General features: G+C 40.3%; 12 protein-coding genes. 6 read left to right on the forward strand and 6 right to left on the reverse strand.

The annotated features are described in order from the left end of the window. Nucleotides 1-104 precede the first annotated feature (104 nt). Nucleotides 105-770: a thiaminase II gene (tenA, locus tag FTT76_RS04840; protein WP_180190106.1), complete on the forward strand. Its 666-nt coding sequence runs from the start codon at nucleotides 105-107 to the stop codon at nucleotides 768-770. Nucleotides 771-881: 111 nt separating this feature from the next. Here tenA and FTT76_RS04845 read toward each other — a convergent pair whose 3' ends face one another. The 3 genes from FTT76_RS04845 to FTT76_RS04855 all read right to left on the reverse strand — a co-directional run bounded on the left by FTT76_RS04845 (nucleotide 882) and on the right by FTT76_RS04855 (nucleotide 2549). Continuing rightward, nucleotides 882-1604: a hypothetical protein gene (locus FTT76_RS04845; RefSeq protein WP_180190107.1), complete on the reverse strand. Its 723-nt coding sequence runs from the start codon at nucleotides 1602-1604 to the stop codon at nucleotides 882-884. 188 nt (nucleotides 1605-1792) lie between these two features. After that, nucleotides 1793-2131 carry a GlpM family protein gene (locus FTT76_RS04850; RefSeq protein ID WP_180008824.1) on the reverse strand — a complete coding sequence of 113 codons (339 nt, stop codon included), beginning with the start codon at nucleotides 2129-2131 and terminating at the stop codon, nucleotides 1793-1795. Nucleotides 2132-2195: 64 nt separating this feature from the next. After that, nucleotides 2196-2549 carry a DUF1304 domain-containing protein gene (locus FTT76_RS04855; RefSeq protein WP_180063075.1) on the reverse strand — a complete coding sequence of 118 codons (354 nt, stop codon included), beginning with the start codon at nucleotides 2547-2549 and terminating at the stop codon, nucleotides 2196-2198. A 253-nt stretch (nucleotides 2550-2802) separates the two neighbouring features. On the opposite strand from FTT76_RS04855, the gene uvrA reads away from it, so the two are divergent. Then, nucleotides 2803-5634, forward strand: a complete 2832-nt coding sequence (uvrA, locus tag FTT76_RS04860) for an excinuclease ABC subunit UvrA (RefSeq protein ID WP_180190108.1) — start codon at nucleotides 2803-2805, stop codon at nucleotides 5632-5634. 1536 nt (nucleotides 5635-7170) lie between these two features. On the opposite strand, the gene blaOXA is transcribed toward uvrA, so the two are convergent. Beyond that, on the reverse strand, nucleotides 7171-8022 hold the full coding sequence (blaOXA, locus tag FTT76_RS04865) for a class D beta-lactamase (protein WP_373686529.1): 852 nt from the start codon (nucleotides 8020-8022) through the stop codon (nucleotides 7171-7173). A 202-nt stretch (nucleotides 8023-8224) separates the two neighbouring features. Here blaOXA and FTT76_RS04870 point away from each other — a divergent pair, with 202 nt between their 5' ends. Next, nucleotides 8225-9034, forward strand: coding sequence for a toxin-antitoxin system YwqK family antitoxin (locus FTT76_RS04870; RefSeq protein ID WP_180190109.1), 810 nt, complete (start codon nucleotides 8225-8227; stop codon nucleotides 9032-9034). Between the two features lie 41 nt (nucleotides 9035-9075). On the opposite strand, the gene FTT76_RS04875 is transcribed toward FTT76_RS04870, so the two are convergent. Next, a complete protein-coding gene (locus FTT76_RS04875) occupies nucleotides 9076-10782 on the reverse strand; it encodes a GGDEF domain-containing protein (protein ID WP_180190110.1) in 1707 nt (568 codons plus the stop codon). A gap of 368 nt (nucleotides 10783-11150) precedes the next feature. On the opposite strand from FTT76_RS04875, the gene FTT76_RS04880 reads away from it, so the two are divergent. Beyond that, entirely contained in the window at nucleotides 11151-11351 is a 201-nt protein-coding gene (locus FTT76_RS04880) for a hypothetical protein (RefSeq protein ID WP_180190111.1), read from the forward strand. A 528-nt stretch (nucleotides 11352-11879) separates the two neighbouring features. Then, complete coding sequence (omp33-36, locus tag FTT76_RS04885) at nucleotides 11880-12782, forward strand: porin Omp33-36 (RefSeq protein ID WP_180190112.1); 903 nt, start codon at nucleotides 11880-11882, stop codon at nucleotides 12780-12782. 58 nt (nucleotides 12783-12840) lie between these two features. Here omp33-36 and FTT76_RS04890 read toward each other — a convergent pair whose 3' ends face one another. Next, the gene (locus FTT76_RS04890) at nucleotides 12841-13536 is read right to left on the reverse strand and encodes an ion channel (protein ID WP_180008803.1); all 696 of its coding nucleotides are present in this window, start codon (nucleotides 13534-13536) and stop codon (nucleotides 12841-12843) included. A 251-nt stretch (nucleotides 13537-13787) separates the two neighbouring features. Here FTT76_RS04890 and FTT76_RS04895 point away from each other — a divergent pair, with 251 nt between their 5' ends. After that, a complete protein-coding gene (locus tag FTT76_RS04895) occupies nucleotides 13788-14162 on the forward strand; it encodes a hypothetical protein (RefSeq protein WP_180008801.1) in 375 nt (124 codons plus the stop codon). Nucleotides 14163-14215: the final 53 nt, after the last annotated feature.

Genomic DNA, 14215 nt, shown 5'->3' on the forward strand with positions numbered 1-14215 from the left:
AAATTATTCGTTACATTTTGAATAAACACTCTAAGATGGAGGCTCTCAATTACATCGCATCATGGTGTAGACCCGTCTTTCATTTTTAACGACAGGAATGTTCAATGCGTTTTTCTGAAGAAGTTTGGCAACGTAATACCGCGTTATATCAGCAGATTCTCCATCTACCGTTTAATCAGGAATTGGCTCAGGGCAGTTTAAGCCGCGACGCCTTTTGCCACTATGTCATTCAGGATGCCCATTATTTATTGGCCTATGGTCGTGCGCTTGCGGTGTGTGCAGCCAAGGCGTTTGATGCCGACGATGTGATTCAGTTTTCTGAAGCCGCAAAAATTGCCATCGTGGTGGAACGCAGTCTGCACAATGACTTTATGCAAGGTTTCAACATCAGCAAAGAACAGTTTGAAAATACCCCATTAACCCTTGCCTGCCATCATTACACTTCGTTTCTAACAGCGACAGCATGGTCAGAAAGTTACCCTGTGGTCCTTGCCTCACTCCTGCCTTGCTTTTGGATCTATGCTGAAGTCGGCAAAGCCATTGTCAGCCAATCTGTGCCAAATAACCCTTACCAAGCATGGATCGATACCTACTCAGGTGAAGACTTCAACAGCGCTGTACAAAACGTGATTCAAACTATTGATCGAGTGGCAGCCCGCTGTGATGCAGATACACGTGAAAAAATGCATGCGGCTTACACGAACGGCGCAAAATTAGAATGGATGTTCTGGGACAGCGCGTATCAACAGCGGACTTGGCCCATTGAATAAACCTGTGATTTAAGCTGTATAAAAATTTAAGGATCTAAAATTGCTTTTAGATCCTTTTTTAATACGGTTGGATTCGTTTTTTAAAATGATCCTGCACGATCATTTCAGGCATTAGCGTTTAAAACGATACCATCCGAGAAAAATCCCCATCGCGATAATCACCAAAAAAATCGCAAAACGTGCTTCACGCAATTCACTGCGCGCTGCTTTGCGTTCCTGCATTTCTTCTGAATGAAATTGTGATTTGATCATCGGATCAAGTTGAGCAATGGCCAATAAATCTTTGGGCTTTTCACCTTTGCCTAAAATGAAATACAGCCCTTTCACCTGCATTTCATTCAGTTTACCCAGTTCAATATTCAGTTGGGTGGCTTGTGCATTATAGTCAGGCACCCAATCTTCTACGCGGGCATATACATGGGCACGACTAATATCAAAGATTGATGCATCCTGCACTTTCTTGCCCGTTTGATCTTCCAGTTGTTCACTCAAATCTGAGAATTGGGACAGTACATAGTCTTTTCTCTGTGCCAACTGTACACCATCAAAAGCATACTCTTGTATTTTTTGTGCAGGATTATTTTTCAACAATAAACCTTGCGGAACGACTTTAAAGTCCAGAACAGTATTGTCAGGGACTTGGTTGGTTTGCAGTACCATATAGACCACAGACCATAGCTGTTCATTTTGCCCGACCGCAGGCACGCTCACGCTATAACGCTGCTCTGCTGCCGGGTCAATAAACTGTTCAAACGCGAGGATTTGACTGTCTTCAGCCCACAGGATTTGGCTTGAAAACATGAGGCAGATGATCACCCAAAATTGTTTTAACATTATTTGCTCTTATCATGATTATTTGCTGTTCTGGCAGAATTATAATTATTTATTCAAATACTTACATTCCAAACCACACATTTAATGATTGGAAATTCATCCTAATTTTAGGCAAATCTATTGTTTTATAAATTATCTGCACACATAAAAAGTTGATCTGAATCAGCACCTATATAGGCTTTCGATGCTTACTGAAAACTCTGCCATGCATAAATCAAAACAGCTGCTGCAAGCACCCAACTCAAAGTTGCTACACTCAAACATGCCGTTAAGCTCATACGTGTTGCGAGCAGATACACCAACAATAAATAAATGAAATACGGGATAAGAGACCAGAGCCCAAACAACGCTGTTTTTTGTAATGCGGATGCACCCTGATCATTTGCCACAATGACATGGGCAATCAACGCAAAAGTCGGAAATAACGGGACCAAACCGGCGATATAAAATGCCTTACTTTTAGATAGTAAGGCAATTAATACCACAACAAATGCACCCATTAAGCTTTTGAGAAATAAGGAAAGCATGCCTAACCGTTTCCACAAATTAATTCATCACGCCACGTAGTCTACGCTTCAAAACATGATTTGCTTAGACAAAATTCACCACTATTAAAGCAATTAAGGCTGGCAGCGCCTGAATATAGATAATTTTTTTACTCGCAGTGATGCCGCCATAGATCCCTGCAACCAACACACAGCCCAAAAAGAAATTCGCCAGTGCAACAGCATAGCTTTCAGGTGCAAACAGTGACCAAATAAGCCCTGCTGCTAAAAAGCCATTATAGAGTCCCTGATTTTGTGCCAGCACCTTAGTCAGTTTTGCTTTTTCTGCACTATTGCCAAAAGCTTTCATGCCTAAAGGTTTATCCCAGAGAAACATTTCCAAAATTAAAAAATAAATATGCAAGAATGCAATCAGGGCGATGAAAATTTTTCCAACAATCATGTGATTTTCCTTTTTGTTTTAACTCGCTTAGGATAGATTGCCTAAACTGCCAAATGATGATCCATCCCTAACAGCTCAAACTGGATGAATGCAATTTTTCTATTAATTACCCTAGATAAAGTTTACAGCTTTGACAATAGGTTAATTTAGCCGTCATAGGCTGACGTTTAATTTCATTTAAATAAAGCTTGAACATTTTTCATGCGCTATCATATATAGGTTTTTCGATGAATCTTTTAGGACCCCTTGCATGAGCCAAAGCCATATCCGTATTCGAGGCGCACGTACCCATAACTTAAAAAATGTGTCACTCGATATTCCACGCGACAAGTTTGTGGTCATTACGGGTCTTTCTGGTTCAGGGAAGTCCTCTTTGGCTTTTGATACCTTGTATGCTGAAGGTCAACGTCGCTATGTCGAGTCCTTATCTGCCTATGCGCGCCAATTCCTTTCGCAAATGGAAAAGCCCGAAGTCGACTCGATTGAAGGCTTGAGTCCCGCGATTGCCATTGAACAAAAATCAACTAGCCATAACCCACGCTCGACGGTGGGGACAATCACCGAAATTTACGATTATTTACGTCTGCTCTATGCCCGTGTCGGCACGCCATACTGTCCTGAACATGATCTACCGATGGTGGCTCAGACTGTGTCTGAAATGGTCGATACCGTAAAAGGTCTAGAAGAAGGTACGGCACTTATGTTGCTTGCCCCTGTGGTCCGCGACCGTAAGGGTGAATACACCAACTTGTTCGAACAATTACAAGGTCAGGGTTTCGTCCGTGCCCGTGTCGATGGTGAAGTCATTGATATCGACACACCACCTGAATTAGACAAAAAGAAAAAGCACACCATTGAAGTAGTGGTCGACCGTTTTAAGGTACGTGATGATCTTGGTAACCGGATTGCAGAAAGTTTTGAAACCGCTTTACGCATGGGCGGCGACATTGCCATTTTGTCGTGGATGAAAGGCGAACAAGAAGACCGCGTATTTTCAGCCAAACACTCCTGCCCTGAATGTGAACGTGCCGTAGGTGAACTGGAACCGCGTCTATTTTCCTTCAACAATCCATTCGGTGCCTGCCCTGTTTGTGATGGTTTAGGCACCCGCAGCCATTTTAGTGCTGACAAATTGATTCCCAATAATGAAGTTTCGATTAGCCAAGGGGCAATCCGTGGTTGGGACCGTCAACGTCCGTATTACTATAGCATGATCCAAAAAGTGGCAGATCATTTTGGTTATTCTTTAGACACACCGTGGAATGAACTCGATGCCGACACCAAAAAGAAATTCCTTTATGGTACAGGCAAGGAAAAAGTTGACCTCAGCTATATTGATGAGCGTGGTCGTTCGCACAAGCGCGTGCAAGCCTTTGAAGGGATTTTGCCGCACCTAGAACGTCGCTACCGTGAAACCGAATCCAACTATGTACGTGAAGATTTAGCACAATATTTGTCAAATGCCGCTTGTGATGCCTGTGATGGTTCTCGTCTGAATGAAATCTCACGTAATGTGAAAATTTTAGATAAGACCATCGCACAAATTACCAAGATGTCGATTGGCGATGCTGAAAGCTATTATCAAGACCTCAACTTAAGCGGTGCCAAAGGCGAAATTGCCGACAAGATTTTCAAAGAAATCCGTGAGCGTTTACACTTCCTGGTCTCTGTGGGGTTGAACTATTTAAGTTTATCGCGCTCGGCAGAAACACTGTCGGGTGGTGAAGCACAGCGTATTCGTTTGGCTTCACAAATTGGCGCGGGCCTCATGGGCGTGATGTATGTCCTCGATGAACCGTCAATTGGTCTACATCAGCGTGATAATGACCGCTTGCTTGAAACCTTAGTTCGCCTACGTGACCTTGGTAATACGGTGCTCGTCGTTGAGCATGATGAAGATGCCATTCGAGCGGCTGACCATATTATTGATATTGGCCCGGGTGCAGGTGTACATGGTGGTCATGTAATTGCCGAAGGAACTTATGATGAAATTTTGGCAAATCCAGATTCATTAACCGGTCAATATCTATCAGGAAAACTCAGTATTGATGTGCCGAAAACACGAACACAACCGCCAAAACCTGAAGAACAAATCAAATTGATGGGCGCTGCGGGTCATAACCTAAAAAATGTCGACCTGACCATTCCTTTAGGGGTAATGACCTGTGTAACGGGTGTGTCGGGTTCAGGTAAATCAACATTGATTAACCGTACTTTGTTACCGCTTGCAGCGACTCAATTGAATGGTGCAACCACATTAACGGCTGAGAAATTTGATTCGATTGATGGCTTACAGTTCCTCGATAAAGTCGTTGATATTGACCAAAGCCCAATCGGTCGTACACCACGTTCAAACCCTGCAACTTACACAGGTTTGTTTACCCCAATTCGTGAACTGTTTGCGCAAACACCTGAAGCTAAGGCTCGTGGTTATGCCGCAGGTCGTTTCTCATTTAATGTGAAAGGTGGTCGCTGTGAAGCCTGCGAAGGCGACGGTATGATTAAGGTCGCAATGCACTTCTTACCTGATATGTATGTGCCTTGTGATGCCTGCCACGGCAAGCGCTATAACCGTGAAACGTTAGAAGTTGGTTATAAAGGTCGTAATATTTCAGATGTCTTAGAAATGACGGTTGAAGATGCGATGCATTTCTTCGACGCTATTCCTGTGATTCACCGTCGTTTGGAAACCTTGAACCAAGTAGGCTTGGGCTATATCCGTTTGGGTCAGTCTGCAACCACACTTTCAGGTGGTGAAGCGCAGCGTGTGAAATTGGCACGTGAGTTGGCAAAACGCGATACAGGCAAAACCTTGTACGTGCTTGATGAACCGACGACAGGTCTGCACTTCCATGATATTGCCAAGTTACTCGACATCCTGCATGAGCTACGTAATAAGGGCAATACCATCGTGGTGATTGAGCATAACTTGGATGTGATTAAAACTGCCGATTGGATTGTGGACTTAGGCCCTGAAGGTGGTGCGGGTGGTGGTATGATTATTGCCGAAGGTACACCTGAAGTTGTTGCGAAGAATAAAGTGTCACATACAGCGAAGTTCTTAAAGCCGATGTTGAAATAAGATTCTCTTTCCTTTAAGTGCATGATAAAACGGTGATTCATTCACCGTTTTTTATTTATATGACTTTATTAGAGATAATTGATACAGCCGTAAAAATTGGTTTAGGAGCACTGCTAACTGGCGTAATTACCTACTTAAATCAAAAGGCGAATATTTCAGCATCAGTAGCAAAAGATAACCTTCTATATAATCGTAATTTATTGACCAATATTTCCAAAGATCTCGAGGAAATAAATCATCTCGTTTTTAAAAATTTGGGCAATTTTTGAATTTGAAACAAAACAATCTCAACCAGCTCTTAATGAGATTTCAGACAGACTTAAACCTCTAAGACACGCACTTTTTAATGACTTTAATTTACTTAGCAAAAATGAAGGTTTACTTCTTTTACATGGATATATTGAACAACAAGAAAAGCTAAGAATTTATGGCGAATTACTCAGAAAATTTAACGCTTATACACTTTGTAAAAATGGATCTATCAATGTTGAAACAACTGCTCAATATAGATTTGAAATTTTAGAAGCTAGAAAATCACTTTATACGAGCTTAAACAAAGCCATTTCTAAATAAATTCTTGTTCTTCACAACATTCAATCACATGAAGGCGACATGGATGTCGCCTGTTTGACTAGGGCAACACGGATGTGCCCTCAGTCAAACAAAAGCATTTTGCCTACTTTTGTGCTTTCAAAAGTGGGAATCTCCTACGCAATGGAAACTCAACCCCAATGCAAAGTAAGGACGTTTAGAAAACATATTTTTTGAAAATAACCTGAACTAAATTCATCCACAAAATTTGCGCCATCCTTTTATACATTCAACTCGAACCGTTCGGACATACCTTCAGTCACACAAAAGATTTTTGCTTACTTTTGTGCTTTCAAAAGTAAGAATCTCCTACGTAATGGAAACTCAAACCTAATGCAAAGTAAGGACGTTTAGAAAATATATTTTTTGAAAATAACCTGAACTAAATTCATCCACAAAATTTGCGCCATCCTTTTATACATTCAACTGGAACTGTTCGGACGTACTTTCAGCCAAACAAAAGCATTTTGCTTACTTTTGTTCTTTTAAAGGTAGGAATCTCCTACGCAATGGAAACTCAAACCCAATGCAAAGCGAGGACGTTTAGAAAACATATTTTTTGAAAATAACCCGAACTAAATTCATCCACAAAATTTGCGCCATCCTTTTATACATTCAACTGGAACTGTTCGGACGTACTTTCAGCCAAACAAAAGCATTTTGCCTACTTTTGTGCTTTCAAAAGTAGGAATCTCCTACACAATGGAAACTCAAACCCAATGCTAAGCGAGGACGTTTAGAAAAGCATATTTTTTTGAAAATAACCTGAACTAAATCCATCTACAAAATTCGTGCCATCATTTTAAACATTCAACTGGAATCGTTCGGACGTACCTTCAACCAAACAAAAGTATTTTGCCTACTTTTGTACTTTCAAAAATATGAATCTCCTGCGCAGTGGAAACTCAAACCCAATGCAAAGCGAGGACATACAAATTCAAAAAATTAACGTAAATAATGAAACACACCCAACTTATCCAACACATCCAAAGTTAACTGCTTACGCTCTGCCACATCATCCCCTGCTGCCATCAGCAAATTCAAACTAAACGCCGTGATCTTGCCATGACCATCATCCACCCAACCGGTATACCAACCGACTTGAGGTTCCACATCCATACCCCAACCACTCTTGGCATATAACTTCGCATCCCCACGGCTTTCAATATAAAGCATGTCTTTGACTTGCTTTTGTACCGCGACATCAAACGGTAATTTCTCTGTCGCAAGCTGATACGCAAATTTGACTTCTTGTTCAGGCGTAATCTTTAACGGCCCAACCAACCAAAAATTATCCACCTGTTTGCCAATATTGCCATTGCCAAAACCGACCCGCTGGACTTCTTGTTGCATTAGCGCCAAGCCTATTCGCCTTGCCAGTTCCTGATATACAGGAACCGCAGACGCTTGCATGGCTTCGCCCAAAGTCAGGTCTTTTTCCCATGACGGGAAAGCACGTTTTTCACCTTTCCATTTAAAAACTTCAGTGGTTGTCACCTTCTGATGCTGCAAACCAATTAAAGCATTTAACATTTTAAAGGTAGATGCAGGAATGTATGCTGTCTGGGCGCGCTGTAAGTCATTGCCATAATGGCTCATGCGCTGACCATCAAATGTGACAATTACCGCCTGTGTCTGTGCTTGATTAAATAAAGACGGAATTTCACTCATCCGTGAATTTTCTAAATTGGCTTGAGTGGTTTGTTTTAAGTGTTGAGATGAATCCAACATGCCTTCATTTGCTGTACATGCTGACAAACTCAGGACAGTCATCAACGATAGATATATTTTTTTCATTGCACTATTTTTATGGCGTTTAAAGTCCACAGTATAAGATGAAGTTCAAACCTGAATTGTGTACTTTTCAACAGTCTTGTATCTGTTCCAAACTTAGCTTAACCACTATTTATTTTTAAACAAAACATCCTTATGATGACGCCTATCGTGGACTCAACAACGAATAATTTTTAACTTTTTAAAATATAAAAGCATACTAACAATGAATAAATTTATCTTAAGTTTCAGCCTCTTATTATGTCCGATATATAGCTTTGCCGATGGCTATCTAAACGAATACATGGTGCTGTTTGTCTCACAAGAAGACCCCGATCTTAGCCCATGGAAAGATAAGCTGCAGTGTAAAGCCCTCAGCACCCCGACACCACACAATGGGATCTTTGAAAATCAATATGTCTATGCCAATGGCAATGCCCTGACCACCATCTTTCTGAGTAATAGCAAAATTAAAAACGGTGAATGTGAACATCTCATTCACTTTCCAGATGGTATTCAAGGCTCAGGCGTATTTGAAAGTTTCTTCCCCAACGGCAAACCCCGTAGCCGCATTGCTTATAAAAATGGGGAGTACGAGGGCAAACTTGAGTTTTGGTTTGCCAATGGGATAAAAGAGCAAGAAAGTAGCATCATCAATGGCGAGTCGCAGGGGGATTACAAAATTTGGCATCCGAATGGCCAACTGGCTTTTTCTCAAAATTATAAAAATGGTCTCGAAAATGGCCTGCGCCAACGCTGGTATAGCGATGGTAAACCATGGACTTATGCCAATTTTCAAAATAATAAACTGATTGGTGAGCTGAAAATGTGGTTTGAAAACGGCAAACTAGAACGCCAAGGTTATTATCGTAATGGCGTTCGTCATAACAGTTATAAAATTTGGTATGACAATGGGCAACCTGAAGCGGTGCTTCAGTACAATTTAGGCAAAATTACCCAAGCCCAGTGTTGGAATGTAGATGGTAGTCAAATGAACCAACAAGCCTGCAATAAATTATATAAAGATGAAGATTAATTCATTTGTCTGGCTAACTTTATGAATCTGCCAAGCTGCGTTTAGACTGAAACACGATCACGCCCCGCAGCTTTGGCTTTAAACAATGCTTGGTCTGCTCGCTCTAATAAATCGATCCAGCTTTCGGCGCCAACAGCAACACCAATACTCACCGTCACAATGAGATCGGCTTCGTCCTCTGCCAAATTAAAATTCACATGCTGAATATCGTGCCGTATAGTTTCGGCAATGTATTGGGCTTTGAGCATATCAATCCCCTCGATCAGGACTAAAAACTCATCTCCTCCATATCGCACCACCAAGTCGGATGAACGAATATGTTTTCGTAATTGATTGGCAACATGTTGAATCACCAAATCGCCGACAATATGCCCATAGCGGTCATTCACCTGTTTAAAGTGATCAATATCAATCACGATCAGTGCTGTATGTAAAAAGCCTGAATTTTGGCTGTAGCGAAATTTAATATATTCATCTAAGGCAAAACGATTGGCGACATTGGTGAGTGAGTCAGTATTGGCAATATGTTTAAGCTGAAATTCAAAGGCATCACGCTGTTCCAACATGTTTTCAATATGCTGAATGGCATCAAATAAACTGAGATAACCTACTTTGGCAGGTTCAATCACGCCTTGATCCATTTGTCGGTGCCGAGCCAGTTTAAATAACTGATTACGAGCACGAATTAAAGGTTCAAACACCCATTTCTTGGCATAGAACATCGTTAATAATGCAGTCAGTAATGACACGAGCGAGACAAAAAGCGTGAAAATCAATTTATTTCGCGCTTCACGTTGTTCATCCGCAGCTACTTTGAGACTGTAATCTAAAATATAACTTTGCAATTCCACCACTGTGACAAATTTATTGACCATTGCATCAGTGAGCTGGGTGCCATCCATGTGATAACGCTGATGTTGAAGACTTTTTTGAGTCAAACCATCAATAATTGGCAAACCTTTATCTAAAAATTCCGTCCTTACCGCATGATGTAACTGTTTAAACTCGGGAGTTTTGTCATGTTCAGACTGCACGACATTGATCAATTCCCATAGATAGCGTATTTGACGCTGGGTTTGTAAACTCCGCGCTAAATTTTGCTCTGGAATTTCCTGTTGAAATGATACCGCAGCCATAATATTTGATGCGACTCTTCCCGCCTGATCACGTAATTCTGCCAGTAATAAAATCAGCGTGTAATAATTCGATACACGAGTATCTTTACCATGAGAATGATTGACCAATTTCTGCATGGCAATATAGCTTTGATCCCAAGCTTGGAACATCGCCAAAATGGCATGATCCAATTTTTTAGCTTCACGTTGTTGTGTCGGCAGCGCAATATATTGATCGACCGTTTTGCGACCCTGCAACAAATATGGATATAAATTGAACTCTAACTGCTGGGCGATCGGTGCAAAGCCCGTTTCTTTTAAAACTTTCAGTGTATCTTGATATTGCCGATCAACGCCTTGACGATATTCAGCCAACTCAATAATTTTTTGCTCGCGCTGTTCACCTTGACTCGACATTGCACTGTTAGCTGGCGCACGTTCACGAGAAATTTGGTTGGTTAAATCTGCCACCATTTTCAGCATCTGAATTTCTTTCAGCGCTTCGGCACTTTTGAGGTAGTTTTGATTGCTGCTCACAATCAATGGAACACTGATAAATACGATAGACAAGACGATTACTAGCATCGCAAGTTGCAAGCGTTTACTAATATGCTCTGTTCGTAATGTTTCCATCTATTTTATGCCCCACACTTGTTGCATACCCCAACCCACTTATCAACTAAACGCGGGAATATTTAAATTAATGATCAATAATTTATTAATTTGTAAAATGAACATTTATAGCTCTAAATTCTATATAAATGTGTTTAATCTGTCACATTTTTATCACTTTAGAACGATATAATTTTCTAAAAAATAGCAGCATATTTCTAAACGAAATATTTTTATTAACTTGTTTAAATAAATATTTACAATTGCAATAAATTGGTGCAAAATGCACCGTATTAGGGCACACTAGATTTCTTCCTCAGCAGAATATTTTAGTTTCCCGAAAATTTTGGCTAAAAAATCCTGATTTTCCTTGAAAATCAGGATTTTTTTTGTCTGTGCCTACTGAAATCGATGATAAACCCAATAATTTATGCACCATAAAAGGGCATTTATTTTTATTCCATCTCCGTTTTATCTATAATCTTTGCGGTAAAGTTCCATTTTTAGACAAAAAAAAGCCCAACCTTGGGGAAAGCTGGGCGAATAAAAAAACAAATGATGGAGAATCAGGGTCAAAGTCACACTTTTAAACCGTGTGACGACTCGATTGGCAAATTATGAATCAAATAAAACCTGATGTAAAGCCAAGTATTTCACTAGGATATTAAAAATATCACAAAGACACATATTTAAGTGACATATCCCTCAAACTTAAAACAAAAATGTCTATTTAATATACAAATAAGTGGTTTTAGCCCAACAATTCGGCAGTCAAAGCCGCAATTTATCGCTTCAAATGCGTGAAAAGCGTTAGAATTTACCCACTACAATAAATGTTATTTTGAATTAAAATAACAATAATAATTGTTATTTCAGATTGAAAAGTTGTGTATTTTTTCAAGTGTATTTTTTTAATTAAGAATTTAATCAAACTTACTTAATTGTTCTCAATGATTTTTTTTCAGTGACTTATTAGTTAGAGTAAAAACTGAATTTCTTATTATGAAATAAAGATCTGAGTCAGAGACTGAATAATAACCTTTAGGATCATTGACTTAATATATTGTTACAATACAATGCTCAATGTTTAATCCATTTGTAACAACTGGTAGAAAATCATGAAAAAACTCGGTTTAGCCACTGCTTTATTATTAGCCATGACCGGTGCTCAAGCTTACCAATTTGAAGTTCAAGGCCAAGCAGAATACATCGACACAACTGCAAATGACAAAGATTTCATTGGTGGTGTTCAAGGTACTTACTACTTCAAAAATGTTGACTCTACAAAAGGTCCTTTAGCAGAAGCTGCATTCTTAAACCAAGCTTCTAACGTAGCTGTTGCTTACAACTACGGCGAAGTTGGTTCACAAGGTGTTGACGTAATTGCTCATAACTTTGGTGCTAAAGCTGAAGCTTATGTTCCAACTAAAGTTGTTCCTGTATATGCAAGCGCGTCTTACAGCCACACTATTTTAGATTCTAAAAACCAAGCATCTAAAGTATTAGAAGACAACGGCGACCGTTATGCATTAGAAGTTGGTGCGCTTCCAACTCAAAACTTCTTAGTTGCTGTTGGTTACACTAGCGTTGCTGACCAAGCTGCTGTTGACGCGTTCAACGTTATGGGTAACGGTGTTGCTAAAGCTGTTGCTGAAGCTACAACTATTGGCCAAGACCAAGACGCAATCACTGCACGTGCTAAATATGTTGGCGCAATCGACGACACTAACATGGCAATTGGTTTCGAATCAGGCATCATCTACGGTGATGACACTGCTTACCAATTCAAAACTGATCTTTTCGTAACTCCTAAATTAAGCGTTGGTGCTTCTTACGCTGAATCTAGCTTTGCTGGTACTCCAGACTCAGCTTGGGGCGCGAACGTAAACTACTTCATCACTCCTGCTGTTGCAGTTGGTGCTAGCTATGTAAATGCTAACTATGAAGCAGCTAAAGCGACTGAAACAAGCTTTATCGGCGACACTCAAACTGTTGGCGTAAACGCTAAATTCCGTTTCTAATTCATATTAGATACTGAATACCAAAAAGGACGCATTTGCGTCCTTTTTTTTCCTGCCATTATTTGTCTTTGGGCTCATGGCGTTCCGGTAAATGGGCAATATATTGCAATGCAATTAAGCGTGAAACGATGAGAGCCAAATACATCACCCCACAGAACATTTGAAGCATAGCCAAGACCCGTGCAGGCGCACTCACAGGCATGAGATCCGACAAGCCCGTGGCAGACTGCAAACTAAAACTTAAAAATAATAAATCTAACCACGACTGCATGCCCGGCTCTGCAGGATTTACAAAACTATCCGGATAAATCAGCTGACAAATACTATAGAGAAAAGCAAAACCCCATGCGATGAGGGTAAATACTGCCCCTGCTGCAAAAAGTTCATCTTTGGTTAAATAGCGATCGGCAAACATATAGCGTAATAAGCCATAGGCTGCACTAAAATACGCACAGGCTTCAAAACCATGCGCAATAATTTGAATATTCGGATGATTTACACCGAGCATAATCAAAGTAGAAAACAATACGGCGCAGCCAACAAAACTCAGTCCTAGAATCGTAAACATTGGAGTTTGGCGAATCACTTTGGCAATGATCAATAGTACCGACACCCCAAGTACCCAAATTAGCGCACGAAAAGACAGACTTTCTCGGGTAATCGCGGTTAAAACCAAGATCAGAAACTGCACCAGTAACAGCCATGCTGAGGGTAAAAGTCTAAAGCTTTTCCAAAAATCTACAAAACCTTGCATTATTTTCAATCTCTATATTTTTTTCATGCGCTGAAATGATTGATCTGAAGCATCATCAACTGATTGATTTTAAATTAGCACGAAGTGAGTTTTTTTTATTGCAAAAATTTGTTGATCTTAATCTGAAAAAGCATCCATATGAGCACTGTTCTAGCTGGGTTTCTTATTACCAAAGAGGTTCAAAAAACCTACTGTAAGTTTCAGTTTTCAGGCACATATTCAAAGGAATCTCCTACGTGGTAGATTTCATTATGAAAAAACATCTCGTATTTGCACCCCTCTGTCTGCTCATGCTCTCTGCCTGTACACAAAACAGTCCGCTCCTCAAAGGCCATGAAAATTATGTGGGGACTTGGCAAAACAACCACAGTGAATTAGTGATCAAATCGTCGGGCGAAGTGACGTATTACCATCAAGAACATACTGAAAAAAGTATTGCCAACCAAACCTTCAGTGGTGCTGAACAGTCGCGAATAAAAGCCCATTTGAGCAGTTTTGGTGATCAGAGCTTTAGCATCGGTCAGGATAATTTCTCTCAACAATTCACCATTCAGCGCTCGCCTTATCAAGATGATCAAGGCCATTGGAAAATGTCGATCAATGGAGAAAATTATACACGCAAATAGGACAGAGATTTGTCTACAAACCTCTGCGTCATATCATTCACTAAATATAAAAA

The organism is Acinetobacter sp. YH01009, assembly GCF_013420765.1.
GTDB classification, from domain to species: Bacteria; Pseudomonadota; Gammaproteobacteria; order Pseudomonadales; family Moraxellaceae; genus Acinetobacter; species Acinetobacter amyesii.